This is a genomic window from Paraburkholderia sp. J11-2 (assembly GCF_905220185.1).
Taxonomy (GTDB): Bacteria; Pseudomonadota; Gammaproteobacteria; order Burkholderiales; family Burkholderiaceae; genus Paraburkholderia.
The window spans coordinates 245,359-271,617 of record NZ_CAJMYY010000002.1 but is presented as its reverse complement, the minus strand read 5'-3'; the positions used below and the strand labels follow the sequence as shown (position 1 = coordinate 271,617).

Genomic DNA, 26,259 nt, shown 5'->3' with positions numbered 1-26,259 from the left:
GAACGCGACCGGCCCCACACCCGGCCCCAAACGCTGTCACGCGACGATCACCATGCTCGAGCGGCGCATCAACCCGAAAGTCATCACATGGACGGCTTGCTGATCGGACCGGCAACACGCAGGCAGGCGCTCTTCGCCAGCGTATGCGCATTGGCGATTCTCCTCACGCTCGCGCTCGCGGCGCCGCGTGCGCGCGAAGCCTTGCCCGGCATCGCCCCGTTCATGCCGATGTGCGCGCTCACGGTGTTCACCACGTCGAGCATCGCGGCTTTCCTGCTGGGCGCCCGTTTCGCGGCTACGCGCGTGGCCATGCTCGCCGCGCTGGGCGGCGCTTATGCGTTCACGGCCATTACCGTCGCACTGCAGTTGCTGATGTTTCCTGGCGTGTTCGCACGCACGGGCCTGCTCGGCGCGCTGCCGTATAGCGCCGCATGGATGTGGGTGTTCTGGCACGCCGGCTTTCCCGCGCTCGTCATCGTGGCCGAACTCGTGCGCAAGCGCCTGCCCGCCCCGCCGTTCGCCCGCGAACGTCTCGATGCCCGCGGCTGGCTGCTGATCGCCGCGCCCGCAGCGGTCGCCGCCCTGCTGGGCGTGCTCGTCACGCACGTCGATCTCGCATCGCCGTTTTACGACGATGCGAGCGCCGCGCCGGCATCGGCCATCGCGAACAATCTCGCGGGCCTCGCGATCTGCGCGCTCAACCTGGCCGCCATTGCGATCGTGTTGCTCAAAGGCCGGCTGCGCCTCGTACTCGATTTGTGGATCGTGGTGGCGTTGCTCGCCTCACTCGTCGACGCCGCGCTCAATACGCTCAGCATCGAGCGCTTCACGGTGGGCTGGTATGTCGCGCGCGTGTTCAGCATGTTCGCGCCTGGCGTGCTCGTGTGCGTGCTGGTATGGGAAGTGACGGCGCTCTATCGCCAGCTCTCCGAAGAACACGCCACGCTGATCCGCGCTTCCGCGCGCGATGCGCTCACGCGTGTCTACAACCGCAGCTATTTCGACGAGCAGTTCCGCGAAGCGTTCGAGCGCGCCGCGCGCAGCGGCCGGCCGCTCTCGCTCGTGATGCTCGACGTCGATCACTTCAAGCACTACAACGACGCTTTCGGCCATCTGCACGGCGACGCCTGCCTCGGCGCCGTAGCGGGCGCGCTCGCAAGCACGCTTGCCAGCACACTGCGCGAGCCGGGCGGCTTCGTCGCGCGCTATGGCGGCGAAGAATTCGCGCTGGTGCTGCTCGATACCGGCGCAGATGCAGCCGCGGCGCTTGCCGAACGCGCGCGCGCCGCCGTCGAGCAGCTCGGCATCCCCTCTCCCGCCGCAGGCGGCCTCGTCACGGTGAGCGCGGGCTGCGCCACCCGCGACGCGATCGTTGCGTCGTCCCCCAATGCGCTCATCGAAGCCGCCGATGCCGCGCTATATGCCGCCAAACACGCCGGCCGCAACCGCGTGAGCCACGCAGGCGCGAGCGTCGCCTGAAACATTGCCTGCTGCGTTGGCGTTAGTGCCATTGCCTGAAACACCGTTGCGATAAGCACAACGCATTTGGGTTTCAACCAGGTGCTTCCACGTCGCGGCATCAATAAAGTGCGTGCTATGGCCTGTTTCGGCATTTGCATACTTTGCGCGCAACCCATGCAAATCCCTCGATGCATGCCCATTTTGCTCCCTACACGCTTTCAAAATGTAATGAGGAATCGGGATGTCCATTGAAAAATCGGCGGAAATTGCCGCCCGCTTCGACCGGCTGCCGCCATCGCGCACAGTCTGGACGATGGTGATTCTGCTGTCGCTTGGCGGTGTATTCGAGTTTTACGACCTCTTCTTCACCGGCTATGTCGCGCCCGGCATGGTGCATTCGGGTCTTTTCACGCCGGAGTCGCTCGGCTTCTTTTCCGCACTCGGACCGCTCAAGGTGGCAGGCTTCGGCACCTTTGTGTTCTCGACTTTCGCGGGGCTGTGGGTCGGTGCGCTCGCGTTCGGTCAGGTGGCCGACCGCTTCGGGCGGCGCATCATCTTCACATGGTCGCTGATCTGGTACATCGTCTGTACGGCCATCATGGCGTTCCAGACGAGCGGTCAGGCGCTCAATATCTGGCGCTTCATTGCCGGCATCGGCATCGGCATCGAACTGGTGACCATCGACACGTACATTTCCGAGCTGATCCCGAGCGGCGAGCGCGGCCGCGCCTATGCGGTCAACCAGTTCATCACGTTCAGCGTAGTGCCCGTGGTCGCGTTTCTCGCCTACATCCTCAAGGACTCCCATCCGATTGGTCTCGACTACTGGCGCGTGGTGATCCTGATCGGCTCGGTCGGCGCCGTGGTGGTGTGGTTTCTGCGCCGTCACATTCCCGAAAGCCCGCGCTGGCTCGCGCGCAATGGCCGCGAGGACGAAGCCGAACGGATCGTGGCCGACATCGAGCGCCGCGTAAGCGCCGAAACGGGCACAGCTTTGCCGCCGCTCGGGCCGATCTCACTGGAAAAGGCCGGGCGCGGCTCGCTTGGCGAAGTGCTGCGTGCGCCGTATTTGCGGCGCACGGTCATTTTGTCGATTTTCAACATGGCGCAGGTAATCGGCTTTTACGGCTTTGCCGCCTGGGTGCCCACGCTGCTGATCGCCCGTGGCGTTCACATCACGCAGAGTCTCGCGTACGCCTTTGTGATTGCCATCGCCAATCCGTTCGGACCGCTGATCGGCGTGTGGTTCGCGGACAAACTCGAGCGCAAGACGCAAATCGTCGGCGGCCTGCTGATTATGGCGGTTGTGATTACGTTATTCGCGCAAGCCACGCAACCGGCGGTCTTGATCGTGCTGGGCGTGCTCTTCACGCTCGCTTCGAACGTGATGTCCTACGCCTATCACGGCTATCAGGCCGAGCTTTACCCTACGCGTATCCGTGCGCGCGCCGTCGGCTTCGTGTATTCGTGGAGCCGCATTGCCGCCGCGTTCGCGGGCCTCGCCATCGGTATCCTGCTCCATCATTACGGTGTGCCAGGCGTGGCGGTGTTCATCGGCGCTTCGATGCTTGTGGGTATCGTGATGATTTTGCTTGGGCCGGTGACGCGCGGGCTCTCACTCGAAGCGATCAGCCATTAACGAGTGCGATCGTCAAAACAGCACGTGTGATTTGACGATCATTTGCGCGGCCGCGGCCAGCACGCACACGAGCACGACAACCCGAAACGCGAGCGGATGCAGGTTGTCGCGCAACGGTCGAATCAGCAGCATGCCCGCGATGGCGGGGACGCTGGCCGCCGCCGAAATCGCGAGATCGACGAGATTGGCGTGCCCGCCATGGCTGAACGTCGTGATGAGCGTGATGACCGAAACCACGAGAATAATCGCGATCTGCTTCGTGAAGGCACGGCCCGTGGCGCCCGACGCGATCAGATACATGGCGAGCAAGGGCCCCGGCACGGCGGCAATGCTCTCCATGAGCGCCGCTCCGAAGCCGAGCGCGAAGCCCACTGGCCTCGCGAGCGCAGGCGCGAGTTTGAAGCGCGGCGAGACAAGCAGAAGCACAGCCGCCACGATCAACGCCACGCCCGAAGCCGCCTGCGCGTGATGCGGCTCGAGCGCGATCAGCACCGACACTCCGATCACATTGCCGATCACGGTGCCAATTAATGGCGCCGCGATATTGCGCAAGGTAGGCAGCATTTCGCCCCCCTCCAGCGCCTGCGGAATATTGCCGAGAATGATCGGCATGGACAGTAGCAGCACCGCTTCCTTGACCGGCAAGAAATGCGTGACGATGGGCATGGCCACGAGCGGCACGCCAATGCCCGTCACGCCCTTCACCATGCCGCCCAGCACGAGCGCAATCACAATGCCGAGCAATTGAAGCACGTCGAGCGACTGCAGATGGGGCGCGAGAAGGCCCGAGGAAAAAGATAGGCCGGACATCGGTGACAAAGATGGCAAGGGGCGCGCGTCGTTTCGCGCTACTCATGTGAAAATGGCCGCGGGCGTCGAAACGCCGGAGCGGCCACCGGGTGCACAAAGCGATTGTCGCTTATGCGGTCTTCTGTGCAGCTTTTTTCGCGGTTGCTGCCTTGGCGCGCTTCGCAACGGTCTTTTTCACCGCTGCCGCATTGGCACGCGGTTTCCGTGCGACTTTGGCAGCCGGTTTTGCTGCGCTGCCATTGATCAGGAATTTCGAACGGTCTTTCACGTCGCGAATCCATACCGGTGCACGGCCGCGGCCGGTCCATGTTGCGCCGGTTTTCGGATCGGCATATTTGGCCGCAACGGTGCGCTTCGGTCCAGCGGCTTTAACGGCTTTGGCGCCTTTGCCGGGTTTGCGGCCACGCCTCTTGCCGATGAATTGTTCGATGTCGGCCACGCTCAGACCGTGCCTGGCCATCAGATCGCGAATTTTCGTGAGACCGAGCGACGTTTGCTTTTCCACGATCGATTCGGCCTGCTTTTGCAGCTTTGCGATCTTCGATTGAATTGCATCCAGGGTGACCATTCACGCCTCCTTATTCACGGTTTTTACGGACACCCTTCAACCATCACTGGCCGATCGAATTGCGATCTTGTCGGCCGGGGCGTCGCGAAAGACAGCGTGATTATGAAGTCAAATCACGCATGCTGGCAATTTTAGACGAATATTTTGTAGTGAAAAACATGTTTCCTGATCAGACTATTGATTGTTTCGCAAACCAGGTCCCCATGAATTCTCATTACGCAACATTCGCGCCGCTACGCGACGGCGGGTGCGCGCTGCAATTCGACCACATTGACCTGATCGCCAAATAGCTCGCGAATCAACGGCAAAAGGTGATCGTGGTGCGTGAGAAACAGCACCTGCGTTTTCGCCGATAGATTCCGTAACGCCGCGAACCCGGCCTTTGCGCGTTCGTCGTCGAAATTGATGAACAGGTCGTCGGCAACAAAGGGCAACGCCGCCTTGCTCGCCAGTTGCAATTCGAGCGCTGCGATACGCAGCGCGAGAAAAAGCTGGTCGCGCGTACCTTCGCTCATTCCGCTCACTTCCACGGTTTTGCCGTTGCTGCGCCGCGCATGCAACGCGGGCGGATTGCGTTCGTTATCGACAACTAGCCGCGCGAATTCACCGAGCGTGAGTCCATTGAATATTTCCCCCGCGCGACGCAGCATCGGCCCTTGCTTCTGGTCGCGATAACGGTCGGTTGCCCATTTGAGCAGGCGGCTCGCGGTCGCGGCTTCGAGGTACTGTTCCGCGGCTTCCCCCATGGCGCTCAAGGCTTCCTGGCGCTTTGCCTCCGCAAGCGCGGCATTGGCCTGGCCGTTGATCGCGTCGAATGCCTGCCTCGCGCTCACCTGTTGCTGCAGGCATTCGCTCAACGCGCGGCTGCCTGCTTCGCGTTGCTGGTTCACGGTTGCGAGCAGTGCGGGCACCTCGATGATGGGTTGCTCCGCAATTTCCGCGGCGATGGTTTCCTGCGCTAGCCCGTCGCCTTCGCGCACGAGCCTGTCCCGCGCTGCCGCAATCGCATTCGACAACGCGCGGCGAGCATCGGAGCGCTCGGCGAGCGGCAATGCCATGTCGATTTCATTCACGCCCGCGAGCTTCAGGATGGGCTCGATGCGCGCCTGTGCGCCCGCCACCGCCGCGGCGGCATCGGCAACGCGCGTGCGGGCGCCCTGCACCTCGGCTTCGGCCTGGGCGAGCGATTTCGCCATTTCGCGCGCGGTTGCGAGTCGCGCCGCGAGTTGGCGCGCCACGTCGATGCCATCGCTCGACGCAGGCCCTTCGGGCGCGAGCGTCTGGGCCAGGCGTCGCGCGTCGGTTTCCAGCGTCTCCAATTGCGCGCGAATTGCGCGAATGCGGTTGCGGGGTACTTCGGCATCCGAAAAAGCAGCCGAAATGACATTGGCAAGTTCGACGGCGCCTTCCGCCGCCGCGAGCGTCGCGGCGCGCGTGCCGAGATTCGCCTGCGCGAGCGCCTCGCGCCATTGCATCTGCCACTTTGCGTAGGCGTCCTGCTCAATCGTCAATCTGGATTGCGCGGATTCGCTCGCGCGTTCAGCGTCGCGAATCTGGGCCTCCAGACCTTCGCGCTGCACCGCGCTCTTTTGAGCCGACTGCACCACGGTTTCGGCCACGCCAATCAATGTCGTCAGCGCATCGTCTTCGTTTGCCTTCGCCACCGGGCGCAACGTTTCGAGCAGCGCTGCATGGGCCGCGATGCGCGCCGCTCGACGCGCTTCCAGCTCGCTCGCGCGGCGGTCGCTTTCGCTCTGCGCATTGAGCGCCGCTTCGCGATTCGCCAGCCACGCGCCCATGTCCGCTAGCGGCATGCCTGGCAGGCGTGCGTCATTCGCAATCTGCGTCCAGCCATTGCGAAAGGCTTCGAGTTCGCGCTCGCGTTCGCTTAGCGCAGCAAGCTTGCGCTGCGCATTCGCGCGCGCGGTTTCGACTTGCTGACGCAGATTCTGCAAGGTGGCCGCCGCCTGCGAAGTGCCGAGTTGCGCGTCGACGAGTTCGTCGGCCAGACGCATCGCGTCGTCGACGGCGGGCGCGCCTTGCGCGAGACTGACGCGCGCCTCCTTGACCTCGCCCCACGCGCTATCGCGGCGCAGGCGCGCCGCCTGTACTTCAGCCGTCGTGACAACCTTGTTGCCCTGCGTGAACTGCGTCTCCTGCAACGCGAAGCGCTCGATATCCTCTTGCGCAGCCGCCGCCGCTTCTCGCGCGGCGGCGACCGCGCTCACGCGCTCGCTTTCTTCCTTTTGCAGCGCCGCCAGGCGCGTAGCCGATGGCAGGTCGAGCGCGCGCAGCGCTTGCACCGGCTGGCTCCATTGGCCCAACAGTTGGCGCTTTTCTTCGACCGTGCGCTGCGCATCCGCCAGTTCGCGCTCGAGCGCGCTTTCCTTCGTCACGCTGTTGCGCCATTCACGCGCATCGTCGAGCGCGGCGCGCAACGCATGCGGCACGTCGATGCCGGGCAAGCGCGAAAGCTGCTCCTGCAATTGGGCGAGCTTGCGCGTTTGTTCGCCGTGCGCCTCGCGCGCCGTCGTGAGCGCTTGCTCACGCAGACCGTGATCGCGCAGCAGGTTCGTCACCGTCTTCAACGCCAGTGCACCGGGCAGCGCGGCGCGCAACGCGGCTTCTTCGACCGGCCAGCCAAGCTGCGCCGCAGCGGCGAATGCGGCGTCGAGATGGTTACGGATTTCCGTTTCACGCACCAGCAATTCGCGCGGATGATTGACGCATTCGCCGCGCAGCGCGTCGAGCGCGTCGATTTCGGCGGCCAGCGCGAGTGCCGCGCGATCGGGCTCGATCGCATCATGTGACGCCTGCTTGCTGGCGAGATCGAGCTGGCGCGCTTCCTGTACTTTGCGCTCGGCGGCGATGTCGGCTTGCGCCTTCAACAGATCGGCATACGCGGTCGGCGGTAATTCGACGACCTCGCCCAATGCGGCCAACTCGCTCTGCTTGAGCGAAAGCTCTTCTATATAGGGAGCGAGGCGACGCACGCGCTCGAGCTTCGAGCGCTGCGATTCGAGACTGCGCTGTTCGGCACGCAAACGCTCGATAGCCTGCTCGACCGCTTCAAGCGCGTCCTTTTTCTCGACCCAGTCGCGCGTGCGCACTTGCGCCGCCTTCAGTTCGCTCGTTGCCTCGGCGAACGACGTTTCCGCCTGTGCATACGCACTGCCGCTGCGCCGCGGAGCCCAGAGTTCGGCCGCGCGATTCTCCAGTTCCTCGCGCACGGGCCCGAGGCTCCCCACGCCCGCTGCCGATTCGAACAACACCTGACCGAGCTTGTCCGATGCGTCGAGAATGCTGCGGCCGCCTTCAACGAGCCGCGCATGATCGAGGCCGAACATCTGCTCGAAAAACTCCTTGCTCGCGCCGTCGAGAAATGCGGCGAGAAAATCGTCGGGCAGCTTGTCGTCCTGCGGGGTGCGCAGCGAGTTGCGCCCGCGCGCGCGATGAAAACGCTGCTCGGCCGCGCCGTTTTCCAGCACGCCGCCAAGACGCAGTTCCGGCGTGCCATGGAGGAAATCGAGCGGCGTTTGCAGGCGCATGCCGAACAACAACTCCGACACGGCCGTGCGCACCGTGGACTTGCCCGCCTCGTTCGGTCCCACAATCACGTGAAAATCGTACGCCGCGTGGGGAAACGGCAAGGTCGTATCGGTGAACTTACCGTATTTGATTAAATCGAGTTGCTTGAGACGCACTGGTCATTCTCCCGTGGAAAGGCGCGCGAGCAGCGCGGGACCGACCTGCTCCACCAGCGCCGCGAGTTTGCCGTCGCGGGCGAGTTCGAGCAGTGGCGCGTCTTCTTTCACTTCGCTGCGCACCTTGCCGACGAACGCACGCAAATCGCGTTCGAGCAGCGCGAGGAATTCGGGGTCTTGTGTGGCGGCGTCGAGTATCTGTTTGAGATCCGCGAGCGCTTCGATCTGTTCGTTTTGCGCGGCGGCCGTGTCGGCTGGGCTTGTTTCGAGCTTGACCTTTTCCAGCCACAGCTTGTCATTGCCGATAATGCCGATCTGGTTGAGCACTTCGGCGCGCAATTGCGTGGCGCGCCCGAAAAACAGCCCATGCGCCGGCGACCTGCCCGTCACCGTTACGCGCACCGCGCGCGGCACATGGGCATCGACTGACAGCAGCGCTTCGAGCGCAGCGCCAATCTTGCGCGCGAGATCCGCAACGCTTTCGCAGTCGCTCGCATCGACGCGCACCGATTCCCAGCGCAGCACGTCGAGGTAGAGACGCTCGACCTCCGTGCGGCTGCCCTCGACATTCACGAGCACGGCGCCGCGGCGCCCGGTTTCGCGGATGTGCCGCCCCTGGAGATTGCCGGGGAATACGATGGTCGATTGTTCCGACCACTGCTGAAATTCATGTACGTGGCCAAGCGCCCAGTAGTCGTAGCCCTTCGCGTGCAATTCGGCACGCGTGCATGGCGCGTAGGTCGCATGGGCGGTATAGCCTTCGAGCGCGGTATGGAGCACACCGATGTTGTAGTAACCGGAAACCGGCGACGGGTAGCCCACCGCGAGATTTTCGACCACCGCCTTGTCCTTGAAACTTTGACCGTGCAGCGCGACCTTGATGTCGTCCAGCATGTGCGTTTCGGGTTTGCGATGACTGAATACCACCACGTTGTCGGGCAGCGTGAGTTTCCTGGTCATTTCGCTTTCCGCGTCGTGATTGCCCCAAAGGGCGAAAACGCGAATACCGGCCTTGCGCAGACGACCCATCTGCTGGCCGAAGAAAATGCCGGTGTTGTGGTCCTTCCAGTCACCGTCGTAGAGATCGCCGGCAATGACGACGAACGCGACCTCTTCTTCAATGGCGCGATCGACGAGCAGGCGCAATGCCTCGCGCGTGGCATTGCGCAATTGGCTGGCCGGCGCATCAGGATAGGCGCTCAGACCGTGTAGCGGGCTGTCGAGGTGCAGGTCTGCCGCGTGGATAAACTTCACGACGTGTCCTCTATTGTGTTTGCGGGCGCTGAATGGAGAAAGGGCGATTGCTGCGGTATCGCGCGAGCGGGATGCGGGCTAGCGCTTTCAGCACGAACATGAGCCCGGGCATGTGGCTCGCGAATGCGGGCCAATTTTAATCGACGCGTGTGGGTCTGTTTTGGCTAGCGTTGTGCGATGAAGGACCCGGCATCTGTTGGCATGCGCCGCGCGCTGTCAATTCATCGACTGTGGAGTGCGTCGTTGCGCGAGACTGTTCTATATAGATGGCACGTCAATCAGGCGCGAAGTGAGCGCTGTGGATCGTGATGGCCGAATGAATTGCAGAACATGACGCTGCGATGAATAGAGCCCGGGGTGGCGTTGCGCGTGTCGCCCGCAAACACGAACCGGTTTGCTCTTCATGCTGTCGAATGCCGTGAGCAATCTTGTGTCGACGCGAATTGCTTGCAGGCGTGCCTCCGAGGGTTGTTTTCGATTGGCGTCGCGATATTGTCGAAAACTACAAAATACGTATTGAAATATACGACCAACCCCGATGAGGTGCGCTTTACCTCGGTAACGACCATTCTGGCAGTGTTTCAGGGTCGGAGAGCCGTTATGATCGTGAAACAAGTACTAGAATTTGGTTTGTTTTGGGCGCGAAAGCCCCAAGGGGCGTAGGTTTCGCCGATTTAGCGGTTTGGAGAGAAATGTTTCACGCTGAATTGAACGCTGTTTGAAACAGGGTAAGCGCAAGCGCCGGTGATTTACGCGGCAAAGCATCCGTAGCGTTCCCTTTTAGGTCGACGTGTGGGCGGCTCGCTTCCCGAAGTTGCTCCCCCTCGTTTCGTGTTTCTCGACGGTCGACACGTCGGTCGCTCCGTTGGTTGGTTGGTGGTTTGTTGGTTGTGATAGCCGAGGCACTAGCGTGCGTATTGCGCATTGACGGTTAGGGTGCTGCCGAAGAAGATTGTCGGTTAGTTGCATTTATAGTGAATTTCGCGGGCGAGACGAAAGCGAGTTATTCGGTGATGAGTAGCAATGCGGTCGCGACTTGCCAGAAGAGTAACGAGCCGAACAGCCCCGAGCTGCGGAACACGAAGGTCGAGTGCCGTGGGCCGCTATCGTATCGAACGGTCCTCCCCTGCTCGCGCGCAGCGTGTCGCGAGCACCCCGCTGACACTGGCTATCCGATCTGTCGCGCGCTGGCCTGCCAGTCCTCCTTCAAGACACGCGTCAATCGAGAGTTGCTGGGCAGTGTTTGTTCGACCGTGCACGCGGCCACCTTCTGGGGGAGTCCTAGCTCAGAGTGCAAAGAACGAGAGTAATCGCATGGCGTTGGGTGTCGCCGTCAGATGTCAGGCGAGCAAGCGGGCTGCGCTCGCACGCTGGTGAGTTAGACCCGTCGGCACGAACTTGCGGCGTGAGATTCGATGCGGCTAGTCGTCGAAGGAGCTTATCGCGGTGGGGGTATCTGCTGTGAGAAAACGTCGGTGTTGGGAGGAAGGCAGAGGCTCCAGGCTACGTGGACGATGCCCCACTCTGCGGCTCGTAGGTCAATCAGGAAATTAACCGCAACAAGGGGACCGAAGTAGACGACTCCCGCCGCACGCAACCCCTAGTTATCGAACGACGCTTAGGGGCGTCGAATTGGCTCCGGTACCTGCTCTTTGGGAAACGAATCCAGCATGGAACTCGGCCGGCCTTTTGAGGGAGCGTGATCTCGAGTCCAGCCGCCGGAACGTCGGCGCTTTCCGTTGGCTCGCGAGCGCTGCTTACCTGGCGCCGCAGCGAGTCGAGATGCGCCGTCGGTGTGTCGGCTCGACACACCGACGGCGCGCGAGACGACACGCACGCCGGCTACACAGGTTCCAACTGTGGCGGCCAGCGCAATGAAGATTGGCGCCCCGATTACAGAGGAGTCGAGATACGCGGTCGGTGTGTCGACTCGACACACCGTGGCGCGCCAGATCACACGCACGCCGGCTACGCCGCTTCCAACCGTGGCGGGCTGCGCAATGAAGATTGGCGAGCCGATCACAGAGCGTCGTGAAACACAATCAGTGTGTCGACTCGACACACCAAGATGCGCGAGCCGACAAACATAGCGCATCCGTCGACTCCAACCGTGGTTGGTCAGCACAATGAACCATGGCCACCCGATCGACGAGTTGCACGCAGACGCTACTGACGCGCCCATTGGATGCACGCCACCGCGCAAATGGAGCGTCCATGTCTGCCGCCCAAAGCGACGCGTCTCGGACCATAATCGTGTCAGGCCGCCAAGGCGCCGAAGCAGCGATAGTGTGTCGACTCGACACACTGTTTCACCCAGCGAGTCCCCTTAGACGGGAGTCCCGCCCGCGCGCACAGTACGATGGAGTCGTCGGGAACGCGACATCAAGTCTGGTTCTCGTCCCGCCACCGATGCGACGTATCGCAGTTCGCAATCCCATCAGTCAGCCACGGCGAAGATGCGGCGCGGTGTGTCGAGTCGACACACCGCGCCCGAGTGCAAGTTGGCGTGTACGCGCTGGGCCAATTTCTCACGCAACACAATAGATAGAGCAACGGTTGAGAATCCCGCGTGCTTGCTCTTGTGCCTCCGCCGACTCCCTCCGGTTTGTGGCCATCCGCAGCGTGTGTCGACTCGACACATCGCCCCGATCAGCCGAATTCGAGTACCCAGGTTTTCTGACTTCCTGTACGCCGAGCACCGACAGCAACCGGTAGGCAGAGCCCCTTCTGCGTCGTACTCGAGACGCCATATTCTCAGGCTCTCAACGGGCGTGGTCGTCGTGTGTCGAGTCGACACACGAGCGCTCAACGGCGTGGTACAGGCATTTCCGATGTTTCCGCTCGACAGCTCTACGCTAGCCAGGCGCACTCCGCCCCGTCGTGTGTCGACTCGACACACGACGCGGTCCGTCGCGTTCCACCGACCGGCGAGCAGCTGTCCGGCGCGGATCCTTGATGCGCCGTCTGCAGCCGCAGGTGCGGGTTGTGTCGACTTGACACACAATCCAAGCCACAAAAAGAAAAAGCCCGCCGAAGCGGGCTTCCCTCCACACCAACAATCCCAAGACTCGATCAGCCTGGCTTTACGTTGAACAGCTGACTAATCAGCTCCCGGATTTGCGTTTCCTGAGCATCCGAAAGCACGCCCGTCTTGAGCTTCACCGTAAAGCTGTTGGTATCTTTGGTGATGCTCCCGGCGTGGCTCTTGCCCGAAAAAATCTTCTCGATGCTGCGCTCGGAAACGCTTTCAGTCGACTCACCCCGGCTAGCTTGTGCACCGATCGCCGCAGCCAGCTTACCTTGATCCAGCGTCCGGCCGACTACGGCCGGCCACAACTCGCGCGCCGCCGAAAGCCCTGCCACCCCATACTTCTTGATCGCCGAAACAACCTCGTCTGCAGCCGATCCGCCGAGCAGTCGGGGATTCAAATCAAGATCGCGTCGAATGAAATCCGGCAGATTTTCAAAGGCCAAAAACCGGTACAAGCCCTTGCGCGACATACCCAGCGCCTCGGCCATGCGCTTGCGAGTCGGAAACTCCCGTTCGGCGCGGCGTAGCGATTGCCCAATCTCATAATCAGTGAGGTCTTCGCGACCGACGTTTTCGACCAGCGCGAGCACGGCCATGTCCTGATCGGAACACTCGATCACCGAGGCACGAATGTCCTGCGCCTGAATCAGGGCGTGCGCACGCAGACGTCGTTCGCCGGCGATCAGCTGATAGCCGTTCTCCGCGCGGCGAACGACGACCGGCTCCACAAGCCCGACTTCGCGGATCGATTCGGCGAGCGATGCCAGGCCCTCGTCGCTGAAAATCTTGCGCGGCTGCCACGGGTTCGGCTGAATGGCGTTCACCGGAAGCATGAGCTTGTCGCTCGTGTTCTCCAGTTCCTGGATGCGCTGCTGCGCCACCGCCAACGCGCCGAGCATGCCCGGTCCGGTCTTGAACGCGCTGCTGCGGCGCGGCTCCGCCGGAGCCACGGCAGCCGGGCGTTCGGCAGCGGGCCGCTCCGAAGACGAGCCGAGTTCAGCGGTCTTCGCCGCCATCTTGTCGCGGAATGAACTCACTTGCCGGCCCTCCATTGTTCTACGTAAAGATCGTCAATCCACTGTACGTAATCCGTCAGCGGCTGACGCACGCGCGCCACCGTCTTGTCTGCGAGGTCGCCCTTGCTGATATCGAACACGGTGGCCATGGCCAGTGCGCCGTTGCTCATCGCGGAGCTGGCCGGCACCTCGAGCGCGTTCACCCAATCCTTGTAGGTCCGCTGCACCCAGGAGCGCACGACCGGTGCCGACGACGTTTTGCCGTAGTCCACCTTCGAAAGCAGAACGGAAACGAAGTCGTACGTCTTCTCGTCACCGCGTTCCATGATCGTGTGCGCGAGGTCGGAAAACAGGCTCCAGAACGACACCGAGCTGATGAAATCCAGGCTCTCGGGCACGAGCGGCATGACCATCGCGTCGGCGGCCATGAGCGCATTGATTGTGAGATAGGACAGCGACGGCGCCGTATCCAGAATGATGTAGTCGTATTGCTTGCGCAGCACTTCCACGCCCTGGCGCAGCAGGTCCCAGAACTTGAATCCCGGGTTCTTGATCACCGTGCCCGGAATATGGAACTCTGCGGAAAAAAGCGTGGGGTGCGCCGGAATCACATCGAGCCCATCCCAGTAGGTCTCCTGCACGAAGTTCAGCAGGCCGCCTTCCATATGCGGGTCGTAGATGAACGGCAGGACCGTGCTATCCTCGGTCACTTCCTTTTCGGCATACAGACCACAGAGTTCCGTCAGCGACGCCTGCGGATCCAGGTCGATCAGCAGGACCTTGCGGCCGCGCAAGGTCAGGCCTTGAGCGAGACACATGGTCGTGGTCGTTTTCGTCGAGCCGCCCTTGAAGTTGGCAACGAGAATTACCTTGCCGTCAGCGTCGCGTACGCCGGTATGGAGCGGCGTCTGATAAATATCGGAAACCTGCTGGACCCAGGTTCTCGCTTCCGGCAGCGTGAAGACCCGGCTTCGCCCGGACCCTTGTGCCACGCCTTGCGGGAGGCCCTCGCGGGTGGCAAGCAGATTGTTTAGTTTGATGCGGTCAATGCCGCACATCTCTGCGACCTGAGCCGACGTAAAGGTGGGCGCCATCTTTCGCGGCCGCGGCGCCAGCATCATCTCCCGAAGCTCTTCAGACAGACGGCCAGCCTCTTCGGCAAACTCAGTGATCGCGGAAAGATCCACACGTCGATCGATCGACGGCAATTCGATAGTTTTCGCCATTAATACGCTTTTTATCAGAATTTGGATAAAGCGTAGAATACAGGAAAAGTGTGTGAAAACACACTAATTGAGGGCGATATGAAAAAAAATGACCCTTCAAAACGGCCCGTATGGCCCTCGCGAGACATTTCCAAGGCCAACGTACTCATAGAACCGGCAAAGCCACCAGCGCCCGTATAGGCCTGCTCTGTCCGATATGCCTATTTTTTGCGCAATCACCCAGGGTCGGAACGATTCGTCGCAGCGTTCGCGGTCGAGGTTTTTGTGCAAATGCAGTTACCAATCGGATCCACACTAACTGCATCGCTTGCAGATACCCCTTGCGGTCACGGTTTTTGTGCACTTCCGTCGGCGATTACGACGGCGCGCGAAGATGACGGCGCCGGGTAACGATTTTTGTGCTTCCTGATTTCTGCTACCGCGCTTAGCCAGCCACAACTGCACAAAAACCGTTACCGCGTGCGTCCGGAAAAAGGCTTTGCCGCGTCCGCCCCACCCTGCATTGCACAAAAACCGTTACCCCGTTGCCTCGCCATGTGCCTCATGGCTGCGAATCCGGGCATCCTGGTGGTCAAATTCCCCAAAAAGCCTTCCCACGCTCTAGCTGCACAAATTCCGTTACCGCTCGCCTATGGCGAACCAGTGAACCGCGACGCCTCAACGGCACAATTAACGTTACCTCCCGGGGCGCTGTACTTGGTCTGCACAAAAAACGTTGCTATCGCGGCCTGTCTCAGGCTTGCACAAAATCCGTTGCCTTCGGCAATTCCTGTCGAAAAGTCACCCTGAGTCGAGTCTCACCAACAACCGTTGCCCGGTTCACCCCGATCTCGGCCGCTCATTAGATCTTCTGCACATAAACCACTTCCTTGAATCAGCCGTTCTGCACAGAAATCGTTACCCGTCGATGTGTTCCACCGGTCCGAAGGCGGCGCGCGTCCTGAATCCTGATCGCTGAAAGCCTTGTCAAATGGGCCTTTGCGGGCACTTTTGCGTAAATATTTTGACCAGTTTGCGAGACACAGCACGTCAAATTTCGCGCAGAGCATCTTTTTTGAGCGCGGTTTGTTTGTTTACTTAAAGATAAAAACCCACCAACCAACTAACGTACGCATGCGTTTCCTTTGATTTCAAAGGCTTGTTCGTCAAAAGCACCGTTCTCTGTGCTCGCTGCACCGTTTTATGTGCAGCGAAGTTCCGTTTTATGTGCTGCAGGTGTAGAGAAATTTGTGCACTCAGGTACGTTTATTGTGCGCGAGTCAAATCGGGCGCCTGTTTGAGGTAACGTTTATTGTGTTGACTTGTGTTTGCGTAGTGATAGAGTGCCCGCCAATGTCGACGGGGAGAGCGTGCGTATGTCGGAGGAGAGCGGGCGAAGGACAACAACACTGCAGATGTCGCTGGGTCTCTTTGAGGAGATGTCCGGCCAGCCGATCAATGAGAGCACGCGCGAGATCGGCTTTCAGCGCAACAACGTGTTCGTCGCCATCAACGGGCTTGGGCTGTCGTCGCGCCGTTTCATCGACGCTGCCTATTTCATTGCCGCCCAGGAGCCCGCACCGCGCGATACCTACGACGTCGACCTGAACTACTTCAAGTGGCTCATGCGCTATGAGAGCCGCAACGTGCGCCATTTGCAGAGCGTCATCAAGGAAGCGCAGCGCGTGCTGATCGAGGTGACCGACACGCCTCCCGACCGCGCGCCCAACGAAGACGACCAGTGGATATCCGAGCAGCTGATGGGCAGCGTCAAGATCGGCAAGGGGCGCATCCAGTTCCGTATTCCGCCGCTCATGCTGCGCCACATCACCGGGCCCGACAAGCATCACTGGCTGAACCTGTGCATCACGGCGTCGTTCTCGCAAACCTACGCCCGCGCGATCTACGACTACGTGCTGCCCTACGTGGCGGCGGGCCTGACCGACTGGATCGAGCTCGATGTTATGCGGCGCTGGCCCGGCAAACTCGGTACGAGCGCGTCGGAGTTCAAGCACTTCCGGCCCAAGTACCTCGACCCCGCGGTGCGCCAGATCAACGAACTATCCGACATCGACCTGAGCTACGAAACCCGGGCCGACTCGGAAACCTCGCGCAAAATCAACAAGATCCGCTTTCGGATGAAGCGCAAGGACACGGTCGCGGCGCTGCTCTCCCGGCAGCCCGACGCGCACGACCTGTTGCTCACGCTCAAGGAGGAGTTCGGCCTGAGCAACAAGCAGTTCGACGTGATTGCGGAGCACCGCATGAGCTGGACCGACGAGCGCATCCAGCAGGCCATCGAATACACGCGTTTCCGGCTCAACCAGGGCAAGGTGACCAAGAGCCCCGCGGGCTATCTGATGAAGGCGCTGAGCCACAACTGGCAGGTCTCGGAGGCCGAGCGGAAGATGGTGGCGATCCAGAGCGAGCTGGCCGTGGCAGCGACCGCTCAGGAGAGCGCCAGGACGGTTGCGACCACGGCGGTGAAGCAGAGCATCGCGGCGCGCGACGAAGAGGCGAGGTCGCAGCGCAACGAGGAGGTCAAGCAAGGCCGCGAGCACTTCGAATCGGCCGACGAGAAGACCCGCAAGGAGCTGGTGCGGCTCTACATTGCCTCGCAGGCCGGCAAGCTCATGCTGCGCCGCCTGAAGCTCGAGGCGGGGGCCCTCTCCGACGCGAACATCCTCAACCACTCCGATCTGTCGTGGTACTTCGGGCAATTCGTCTACGGGAAGATGAAGCAGCTTGCCGTGCAGTGAGTGTCTTCAATACGCTTGACGGCTGATGGGCCGGTGGGCGTATTGAGGCTAGGCCTGGCAGCCCGTTACTGCCTCCCGCGTTCACGCGGCGGAAAATATTCAGCCGATCAATGGGTTAGGGCACTCGTCCCAGGCGTTCTCCACAAGTTTGTCACCACAATCTGTGGAGAAGTTTGGTCCACGGCGCGCAGGTCACACGAACGTCTGCACGGTTTAGGTTCAACAATCCAGGCGTTCACCTGCCGGATCTGAGTCCGCGCGGCTGTCCCTTTGCGCCCACAGACTTCTACGGGCACGCGGACAGGGAGACGCGCGAGCGTCTGTCAGTGCCTCCGATCTGCCAACTTTGTTTAGTGCCCGCTCATCCTCATGCCGTCTTCCCGAGCGTGCCGTTTCCTGAGCCGGTACGGATGCCGTGCAACGTCAATTTAAAGGCGGCGCAAAGAGTTGGTCAGTGAAATCGCCGGTCTTGCGGTGGAGCTGGATGACCAGTATGCCGTCATCGAACGCATGTCTGACCTGGCACAGGCAGCCGCGTTCGCGCAACGACCGCAAGCGCCTCGAGCGCATTTCGCGCTTCATTGAGGTGGCGAAGCAGGCTGCGACCAACTACCCCGACTTACTCGTCACTGGCTGATACCGATCAGCCTCTACACCATTTCTCATTTGTTTCATGCGTTACGTATCGGACTGCGAATCAATTTCGGATTTGTCCGGTTGCAGGCGACCAGTTGGTCAACGGAGCATGAACAAACATCACCGGTCGCGTCACCGGGCAGGTTGTTCTTCTATTTCACGGAGGTGTCGAATGAGGCGAGCCATTCTGAAGAAGGGTGACAAAACAACGGCTGGCGGCGTCGTGCTCGAAGGCATCGAAACCTGTACACACCACGGTACGCCAATGACGTTCATCGGCGCGAAGATATGGAGTTGCGCATGCAACTCGGAAGGCGTGATTGGTTGGAAGGGGCCACATCGAACAGCAACGATGATGGGCAAGCAGCAGGCCCTGGAGGGCGATATCTGCTTGTGCAAGTGCGATCCGCCGCCTGTGCTTCTTGCGTCGCAGAAGAGCGCCTGGCATGTGTTCGAGGTGCATGAGTTGGGGGAAGCAACAGGCGCAGGCCAATTGATGGCTGGCGGAAATCCCGGCAGGTATGACGAACAGTTCACGCTTTGCGACGCGAAGGGTTCACCGCTCGCAGACACGTACTACACCGTTCGCATGTCTTCGCGCGAACTACGACACGGCGTAACTGATTCACGCGGACACACCGAGCGCTACGAAACGGACGGCGTTCAATCCATCAAACTCTATCTTGGTCACAGACAGGAGGCGTAAATGTCTGACGCACTTTGTACGGTAAAAACGAACACCGATCCGAACTCAAACGTCACAGCGTATACGCAGCGTTTGTGTAAACCGTGGAAAATGTCGGAAGACGGCATTAGATTTCTTGAGGGTTGGGAAGCGTATAGTGCAACGATGTATGACAAAGACGGAAGTAAGGACGGGAACGCTACGGTCGGATACGGCCATCTGGTCCACTTAGGAAAAATCTCCGGCGCTGTGTTCGAGAAGCCCTTTCTTAAGCGCATTACGGAGCCGCAAGCGGAGGCACTTCTTCGACAAGATATCGGATGGGCTGAGGGGATAATCAACGACACCGTTAAGGTGCCGCTGTTTCAGTTTGAGTATGATGCCTTGGTATGTTTCATGTATAACTTGCAGCGACACGGAAACGGGATGCTAGATTTTGTCAATACCGGACAATACAACAAAGTCGGCGACAAGATGAGGACGTATGCGACATCGAAAGGTCATCCTGTGAAGGGCTTACTCAGGCGTCGTCATCGTGAGGCGGAAATGTTCGAGGCGGGAGTTTATGATTCGTCACACTGACATTATATGTGCTCTGGCGATTCTCCCGATCTTTGCGAGTGCGAAGACTGTCTATTCTGGGGAATTTGACTACCACTACTTCAAATCGCCTGAAGCCTACTTTTCGGGACGATCCGCCGCCGAGGTCGCACATATGTGCGACTCAGGCGAGCATGCGAGTAACGAGGATCTGGGACAGTGTTCCCACTTAAAGTTCAACAAGTCGAGCAACCAACTAGACAAAAGGCTTAAAACGGTACGCCTGATGAACGAGAAAGGCGATAAGTCACTTAAAACTACCGGCGACCCAGCGGCATCGCCTTACTTCGAGAAAGCGCAAAACGCGTGGTATACGTATCGTGATAACGAATGCTATAGCGAAACCTACGCCATGGGTGAAGCGGCCGAACGCGAGATATTCTTTTGGGAATGTATGGCGAATATCACGAACAGTCGTGTGAAGGAACTAGACGATCTATTAAAAAATTGATTGGCAGTTTGCGAGTATGCGAATGGAAAAATCACAGGGTGTGATTTCCATGAAAACGAAGAGCAAATCCATACTACGTGGCAGCGGATTGCGGCCGGCATCGAGGGCTACATCGGGGAGCATCGCTGCAAGCTCGCGGCGCTCTTCCTGCATTCCGCTCGCTGCTGATGATTGACCTCAAGGATGCTGCCCGGCCACAACTGCTGGAGGGCGTGCGAATACTGACCTGTTCGCTTTTTGCTGCCCCGGTGCTGGCGGACCGGAAGAGTAAGCCGTTTGATGTCTAGCCCTATCACCAGGGGATGGCGTTCATGCTGAATCGTGGCGCGTTGGTAGAGGGGCAACTCGTCCGGCGACGGTTTCATGGCGAGGTGGCGCTAGCCGTTGTGACGTGGAGCTGCTTTGTCACCACAATCTGTGGGTAACTCGAACGCCAGATACCACCCCGCGAAGCCATAAAAAAAGGGAAGGCGCAGTGCCTTCCCTTTCTTCATCAAGCGACGACCCCTTACTTCTTCTCGTCGTTCAGTTGCGGCAGCGTATAAGCCGCACCCGGCGCGAGCAGGCCGACCTTCGAGTAAACGCGCAGTTTCTCGCGCGTGTCGGTGATGTCGAGGTTGCGCATCGTGAGCTGGCCGATACGGTCGCGCGGCGAGAACGTCGAGGCGACCTTCTCCATCGACAGACGCTCCGGCTGATACGTGAGGTTGTCCGACTTCGTGCTGAGGATCGAGTAGTCGTTGCCGCGGCGCAGTTCGATCTTCACTTCGCCGGTGATGGCGCGCGCCACCCAGTGCTGGGCCGTTTCACGCAGCATGATGGCTTGCGGGTCGAACCAGCGGCCCTGGTACAGCAGGCGGCCCAGACGGCGGCCGTTCTCGCGGTACTGCTCGATGGTGTCTTCGTTGTGGATGCCCGTCACGAGGCGCTCGTACGCGATGTAGAGCAGCGCCAGGCCCGGGGCTTCATAGATGCCGCGGCTCTTCGCCTCGATGATGCGGTTCTCGATCTGGTCGCTCATGCCCAGACCATGACGGCCGCCGATGCGATTCGCTTCGAGCAGCAGTTCCACGGCGTTCGGGAAAGTCTGGCCGTTCAGCGCGACCGGCTGGCCTTCCTCGAAGCGGATCGTCACTTCTTCGCGGTCGATCTTGACGTCGTCGCGCCAGAACGCCACGCCCATGATCGGGTTCACGATCTTGATGCCGCTTTCGAGGCTCTCGAGGTCCTTCGCTTCGTGCGTGGCGCCGAGCAGGTTCGAGTCGGTCGAGTAAGCCTTTTCAGCCGACATCTTGTACTCGAAGCCCGACTGGCGCATGAACTCGGACATTTCCGAGCGGCCGCCGAGTTCGTCGATGAACTGCTGGTCGAGCCACGGCTTGTAGATCTTCAGGTCCGGATTGACGAGCAGGCCATAACGGTAGAAGCGCTCGATGTCGTTGCCCTTGTAGGTCGAACCGTCGCCCCAGATGTTGACGCCGTCTTCCTTCATCGCGGCCACGAGCATCGTGCCCGTCACGGCGCGGCCGATCGGGGTCGTATTGAAGTACGTGACGCCGGCCGTCGAGATGTGGAACGCGCCGCATTGCAGGGCGGCGATGCCTTCCGCCACGAGCTGCGCGCGGCAGTCGATCAGGCGTGCACCGGCAGCGCCGTATTCGGTCGCGCGGCGCGGGATCGAATCGTAGTCGTCTTCGTCGGGCTGGCCCAGGTTCGCCGTATAGGCGTAAGGCACGGCGCCCTTGAGCTTCATCCAGTGCAGCGCGGCGCTGGTGTCGAGGCCGCCGGAGAAGGCGATACCGACCTTTTGGCCGGTCGGAAGGCTTTCAAGAATTGTGCTCATGATCAGAAAGAACCCGGTAGAACGAGAATGCGGAGGGAATTCGGTCGAATCGTCAAGTATGTTGTATCCCTGGCCTTTCGGCAAGCCTGGCGGGTACGGCGGCAGGCCCCGTTCGACGCGGCATCCGCGTAAATAAAAAAGGGGCGCAGCGAGGGTGCGTGCTCAGCGCAGGCTGTCCCACGCGGCTTCAATCGCATGCAGTGCGCCCATCACGATCGAGCGGTTCAGCGCGGCGGCCAGCACGCCGTCGCGCTCGGCGTAGGCCTCGCACAGCCGCTGGTGGTCGGTGCACGACCGCTGCAAGCGCCCCGGCAGCGACGTGCTCAGGTGGCGCAGGCGGTTCGTGCGCATGCGCATGGAGTCCAGCACTTCCTTGAAGATGCCATTGCGGCTCACGCGCAGTTCCTCGTCGCGAAACGCGACGTTTGCCCAGAAGTAGCCGTCCACGTCGCCCTTGGCCGCGACTTCGGCCAGCTTGCCATGCGCGCGCCAGAGCGCCGCGATGTCCTCGTCCGTGGCGTGCTCGACGATCGCGAGCGACACCTGGCCGTAGAGCAGGGCGCGCAGCGCATAGATTTCGCGCACTTCTTTGAGCTGCATGGCGGCCACGCGCGGGCGGCGGCGCGGCGACCAGTCGACGAGTCCCTCGCGCGTGAGCGCGAAAAGCGCCTCGCGCACTGGCGTGCGGCTCACGCCGAAGCGTTTGGCGAGATCGACTGAATTCAGGTCGTCGCCGGGACGCAGCCGGCCTTCGATGATGCCGCGCGCCACCCAGTCGACGATCTCGGCCACGCTCGACGGGTCGCCCGTCTCCGGGGCGGTCATTACGTCGACATCTTCATCCATGCGCTTTCCCCCGAGGCGCCGCGACCGGCCGCAGCGCCGCCGATTGTAACAAATCCAGAGTCGGCTTCGCTTTCGAAGTCACAGGCTAGTTGTTTAAGTGTATACACTAAGACGAGAATATCTCGGTAGAACGCGAAATGTCGCCATATACTGCCTCATACTGTCGACACTAAAACAAAGTCCGATCGGCTGCCCGTCAGGCAAGGAGACGCCATGTACATGGGAACTGAGATTGCCGGGTCAACGCACGTCGAGGCGAGCGTCTCGGCGCGGCTCGACCGGCTGCCGCCTACGCGGTACTTTCGCGGGCTCGTTGCCCGCATCGCGGTGGGCGGCTGGTTCGAGTTCTACGAGATGTTCATGGCGGCCTATATCTCGCTGGGCCTGATCCACAGCGGGCTGTACCGCGCCACCACCGCCGGCCTCTTCGACGTCAACGGCTTCGCCAGCTTCCTCGGTTCGTTCTTCGCGGGCATGTTCGTCGGCACCGTGGCGCTGGGCGGGATTACCGACCGCTTTGGCCGGCGCGTGGTATTCACGTTTGCCATGCTGACGTACTCCGTGGCGAGCTTCATCGCCGCCTTCCAGCATTCGCCGCTGGGCATGGACGCCTGGCGCTTCGTGGCGGGCGTGGGCATCGGCATGCAACTCATCACTGTCGACACTTACATTTCCGAACTCACGCCGCGCGACGCGCGCGGGCGCTACACGGCGTTCAGCATCCTCGTCATTCTCACTTCGGTGCCCGTGGTCGCCGTGATTTCCTATGTGCTCGTGCCGCGCACCTTCCTCGGCATGGAAGGCTGGCGCTGGGTGATGATCATCGGCGCGGCCGGCGCGGTGTTTATCTGGTTCATTCGCCACGGCTTGCCGGAGTCGCCGCGCTGGCTGGAGAGCAAAGGGCGCGTGAGCGAGGCGCGCCAGATCGTCGACGAGATCGAGCACAAGGTAGTCGCCGAAACCGGCAAGCCGCTCGCCGAACCGCCCGATGGCCCGGACGCGAGCCAACTGCAGGCACGCGGCGCGTGGATCGAGATGTGGCAGGGACGCTACTTCAAGCGCACGGTGATGCTCTCGCTCTTCAACTTCTGCCAGACCTTCGGCGTGTACGGCTTCGGCGCATGGGTGCCGGTGCTGTTGTATTCGATGGGCATCACGATCACGCATTCGCTGCTCTACACCATGGTGATCGCCATTACGACGCCGCTCGGCGCGATTGGCGCCATGGCGTGCGCGGAGCGCTTTCAGCGCAAGTGGCAGCTGGTCGGCTGCGCCATCGTCGTGGCCGTGGCCGGCGTGATGTTCGGCCAGGCACGCGACCCGGTGCCGATCCTGCTTTTCGGCAGCGCGGTCACGATCGCGAACAACTGGCTCATCGGCATTTTCCACACCTATCAGGCCGAGCTGTATCCCACGCGCATCCGCGCGCGCGCCGTGGGCTTCGTCTTCAGCTGGAGCCGCGTGAGTTCGATCTTTGTCGGCTTCTGGGTGGCGGCGCTGCTCAAGCACTACGGCGTGCCCGCCGTGTTCCTGCTGATTTCGTCGGCCATGGTCGTGATCGTCGTGGCGGTTGGCGTGTGGGGTCCGAAAACCAACGGTGTCCGTCTAGAGGAGTTGTCGCAATGAGGGGTTCCATCGCCGCGGCGTTCGCGCAGGGCTTGTATGGGCTGGCACAACGTCCGTTGCCCGCCGGCGTTTTGAAGGAAGCGAAGCGTTCGTTCATCAACGTTGTGGGCACAACAATAGGCGCGTGCATGCATCCGGGCGTGGAGGCGATACTCGCCGCTGCGCGCGATCTGGGCGCTGCGCGCGAGGCGGGCGTGCTGGGCCGGACTGAGCGCACCGACGTGCATTTCGCCGCGCTGGCGAACGGCTTCGCCGGTCATCTGGACGATTTCGACGATACGCATCTCGCCACCGTCATCCATCCCGCCGCGTCCACGCTCGCGGTGCTCGCCGCGCTCGCGCCGCAAATGCGGCCCACCGGCGCACAGGCGCTCACGGCTTTCGCGCTGGGATGCGAGGCGCAATTACGCGTGGGCGTGGCAATCTCGCCGGAGCACTACGACCGGGGCTGGCATATCACGGGCACGTGCGGCGTGATTGGCTGCGCAGTCACGGCGGCGCTATTGCTCGGGCTAGACGAAGCCAAACTTAAGGAGGCCGTATCGATTGCGGCTTCGATGTTCATCGGGCAGCGCGAGGCCTTCGGCACCATGACCAAGCCGTTTCATCCCGGCAAAGCGGCTGCCAACGGCATCGACGCAGCAAGGCTCGCGAAGTACGGACAGCAGGCGGTTGCGGATATTTTCGAAGCGCCGGGAGGCTACGCGCGATCGCTCTCGACGAAGGTGGACTTCGAGCGCATGAACGGCGAGTTCGGCGAGCGCTGGGAACTGCTGTTCAACACCTATAAGCCCTATCCGTGCGGGATCGTCGCGCATCCGGCCATCGACGCGGGCCTCGCGATTGCGGGCCGCATTGCGGATGCCGCTTCAGTCGACGCGATCGTGTTGCGCTGCCATCCGCTCGTGCCCGAGCTGATGGGCAATCCGCAGCCGCATGACGGCCTGCAGGCACGCTTTAGCGCGATCCATGGCGTGGCCGCCGCGCTGTGCGACGGCCAGGTGGGGCTCGCGCAGTACGAGGACAGCCGCGTGACGCGCGACGACGTGAAGACGCTGCGCGCGAAAACAACGCTTGTGCCCGACGCCGCCGTGAACCGCGACGAGGTGTATATCGAGGCGCGGCTTCATGACGGCAGCGTTGTCGCGCATCACGTCGAGCACGCGCGCGGCAGTCTCGCGCGACCCCTGACTGACGAGGAACTGCGCGACAAGGTGCGCTTGCTGATCGACCCGCGACTTGGCGCAGGCGCGGCGGATCGTATTGCCGCTGCCGTTGAGAACGTGGAGCGCGCAGCCGGTCTCGATGCGTTCTTCGCCCTGTGCACGCCTAACAAGGATCTGGTTCATGCATAACCCCGCCGCTCACTCCGCCGTTGCCGACGCATTCGTGGCGCTTGCCGTCGCGCAGCCAGGCGCACGCGAACTCGAGGCCGCGCGCAGCGCGGTGGCCAACGCGCGCCGCTGCGCTGCGCAGCCCCGCAATGCCAGTCCGCTGAGCGAAATGCTTGGCCAGGCCGCCGACGCGCGCTCGCGCGCGTGGCAGTTCGGCGCTGCGCTCGCCCCGCTGGATGCCGGTTCGACCGCCACGCCCGTCATTGCGGCAGCGCTTGCGCTGGGCGAGTCTCTCGAGGCCACCGATGAGGACATCGCCGCTGCCGTCGCGGTCGGTACGCGCGCTTCGGCGCGGCTGGGGGCCGCCTTGGACGACGAAGCGTTTCGCGCGCGCTGGAACGTGGCCGCGTCGCTCGGCATCGTGGGGGCGACGCTCGCGGCAGCGCGTCTTCTCGGGCTCGACGCGCTGCGCACGCGCCACGCGCTCGGCATTGCCGCCACGCAGGCCGCAGGGCTTGCACGCAACGTGGGCGAAGTCATGGGCGCGCTGGAGACCGGCAAGGCGGCCGCCGACGCCATCGAAGCGGCCTTGCTCGCGAAGCACGGCTTTACGAGCGCGGCGGCTTCGATAGACGGACGGCGCGGGCTGGCCGCGCTCATGGCCTATCGTTTCGACGCGGGCGCCATTACGGCATGAGCCGCAGCTAGCAGAACGATATCAATACGGATTCCGAACGGATAAAGATGCCAATAACGCCTTCGCCCTCGCGCCGCCGCATGCTTCAGTGCGC

The 26,259-nt window shown here is 61.7% G+C and carries 18 protein-coding genes; 10 read left to right on the top strand and 8 right to left on the bottom strand.

Going from position 1 to position 26,259, the window contains the following annotated elements:
* The first annotated feature begins 87 nt into the window (after window positions 1-87).
* Both U5A57_RS03450 and U5A57_RS03445 read left to right on the top strand, forming a co-directional pair.
* Complete coding sequence (locus U5A57_RS03450; protein WP_321908195.1) at window positions 88-1,479, top strand: GGDEF domain-containing protein; 1,392 nt, start codon at window positions 88-90, stop codon at window positions 1,477-1,479.
* A 295-nt stretch (window positions 1,480-1,774) separates the two neighbouring features.
* Window positions 1,775-3,100, top strand: a complete 1,326-nt coding sequence (locus U5A57_RS03445; protein WP_321908584.1) for an MFS transporter — start codon at window positions 1,775-1,777, stop codon at window positions 3,098-3,100.
* A gap of 12 nt (window positions 3,101-3,112) precedes the next feature.
* Here U5A57_RS03445 and U5A57_RS03440 read toward each other — a convergent pair whose 3' ends face one another.
* From U5A57_RS03440 to U5A57_RS03415, 6 genes are all read right to left on the bottom strand, one after another.
* On the bottom strand, window positions 3,113-3,910 hold the full coding sequence (locus U5A57_RS03440; RefSeq protein ID WP_321908193.1) for a sulfite exporter TauE/SafE family protein: 798 nt from the start codon (window positions 3,908-3,910) through the stop codon (window positions 3,113-3,115).
* 109 nt (window positions 3,911-4,019) lie between these two features.
* On the bottom strand, window positions 4,020-4,478 hold the full coding sequence (locus U5A57_RS03435) for an H-NS histone family protein (RefSeq protein WP_321908192.1): 459 nt from the start codon (window positions 4,476-4,478) through the stop codon (window positions 4,020-4,022).
* A 233-nt stretch (window positions 4,479-4,711) separates the two neighbouring features.
* Window positions 4,712-8,182 carry an ATP-binding protein gene (locus tag U5A57_RS03430; protein WP_321908190.1) on the bottom strand — a complete coding sequence of 1,157 codons (3,471 nt, stop codon included), beginning with the start codon at window positions 8,180-8,182 and terminating at the stop codon, window positions 4,712-4,714.
* A 3-nt stretch (window positions 8,183-8,185) separates the two neighbouring features.
* Window positions 8,186-9,436 (bottom strand): DNA repair exonuclease, encoded by a 1,251-nt coding sequence (locus tag U5A57_RS03425; protein ID WP_321908188.1) that lies wholly within the window; start codon window positions 9,434-9,436, stop codon window positions 8,186-8,188.
* A gap of 3,072 nt (window positions 9,437-12,508) precedes the next feature.
* Window positions 12,509-13,504: a ParB/RepB/Spo0J family partition protein gene (locus tag U5A57_RS03420; RefSeq protein ID WP_321908187.1), complete on the bottom strand. Its 996-nt coding sequence runs from the start codon at window positions 13,502-13,504 to the stop codon at window positions 12,509-12,511.
* The gene (locus U5A57_RS03415) at window positions 13,501-14,709 is read right to left on the bottom strand and encodes an AAA family ATPase (protein WP_028208684.1); all 1,209 of its coding nucleotides are present in this window, start codon (window positions 14,707-14,709) and stop codon (window positions 13,501-13,503) included. The genes U5A57_RS03420 and U5A57_RS03415 overlap by 4 nt, the downstream gene beginning before the upstream one ends.
* 1,394 nt (window positions 14,710-16,103) lie before the next feature.
* On the opposite strand from U5A57_RS03415, the gene U5A57_RS03410 reads away from it, so the two are divergent.
* The 5 genes from U5A57_RS03410 (at window position 16,104) to U5A57_RS03390 (ending at window position 19,819) form a co-directional block, all read left to right on the top strand.
* Window positions 16,104-17,447 (top strand): replication initiation protein, encoded by a 1,344-nt coding sequence (locus U5A57_RS03410; protein ID WP_321908184.1) that lies wholly within the window; start codon window positions 16,104-16,106, stop codon window positions 17,445-17,447.
* A gap of 493 nt (window positions 17,448-17,940) precedes the next feature.
* Window positions 17,941-18,084 (top strand): hypothetical protein, encoded by a 144-nt coding sequence (locus tag U5A57_RS03405; protein ID WP_321908182.1) that lies wholly within the window; start codon window positions 17,941-17,943, stop codon window positions 18,082-18,084.
* 171 nt (window positions 18,085-18,255) lie between these two features.
* Entirely contained in the window at window positions 18,256-18,789 is a 534-nt protein-coding gene (locus U5A57_RS03400; protein ID WP_321908180.1) for a PAAR domain-containing protein, read from the top strand.
* Complete coding sequence (locus U5A57_RS03395) at window positions 18,790-19,350, top strand: lysozyme (RefSeq protein ID WP_321908178.1); 561 nt, start codon at window positions 18,790-18,792, stop codon at window positions 19,348-19,350.
* Complete coding sequence (locus U5A57_RS03390; RefSeq protein WP_321908175.1) at window positions 19,334-19,819, top strand: lysozyme inhibitor LprI family protein; 486 nt, start codon at window positions 19,334-19,336, stop codon at window positions 19,817-19,819. The genes U5A57_RS03395 and U5A57_RS03390 overlap by 17 nt, the downstream gene beginning before the upstream one ends.
* Before the next feature lie 508 nt (window positions 19,820-20,327).
* Here U5A57_RS03390 and argG read toward each other — a convergent pair.
* Window positions 20,328-21,662 carry an argininosuccinate synthase gene (gene argG / locus U5A57_RS03385; RefSeq protein ID WP_110383903.1) on the bottom strand — a complete coding sequence of 445 codons (1,335 nt, stop codon included), beginning with the start codon at window positions 21,660-21,662 and terminating at the stop codon, window positions 20,328-20,330.
* A gap of 162 nt (window positions 21,663-21,824) precedes the next feature.
* Window positions 21,825-22,508 (bottom strand): GntR family transcriptional regulator, encoded by a 684-nt coding sequence (locus U5A57_RS03380; RefSeq protein WP_321908173.1) that lies wholly within the window; start codon window positions 22,506-22,508, stop codon window positions 21,825-21,827.
* 213 nt (window positions 22,509-22,721) lie between these two features.
* On the opposite strand from U5A57_RS03380, the gene U5A57_RS03375 reads away from it, so the two are divergent.
* The 3 genes from U5A57_RS03375 to U5A57_RS03365 are packed head-to-tail and all read left to right on the top strand — an operon-like array spanning window position 22,722 to window position 26,165.
* Window positions 22,722-24,134: an MFS transporter gene (locus U5A57_RS03375; protein ID WP_321908172.1), complete on the top strand. Its 1,413-nt coding sequence runs from the start codon at window positions 22,722-22,724 to the stop codon at window positions 24,132-24,134.
* Window positions 24,131-25,489, top strand: a complete 1,359-nt coding sequence (locus U5A57_RS03370; RefSeq protein ID WP_321908170.1) for an MmgE/PrpD family protein — start codon at window positions 24,131-24,133, stop codon at window positions 25,487-25,489. The genes U5A57_RS03375 and U5A57_RS03370 overlap by 4 nt, the downstream gene beginning before the upstream one ends.
* Window positions 25,482-26,165: an MmgE/PrpD family protein gene (locus tag U5A57_RS03365; RefSeq protein WP_321908168.1), complete on the top strand. Its 684-nt coding sequence runs from the start codon at window positions 25,482-25,484 to the stop codon at window positions 26,163-26,165. The genes U5A57_RS03370 and U5A57_RS03365 overlap by 8 nt, the downstream gene beginning before the upstream one ends.
* Window positions 26,166-26,259: the final 94 nt, after the last annotated feature.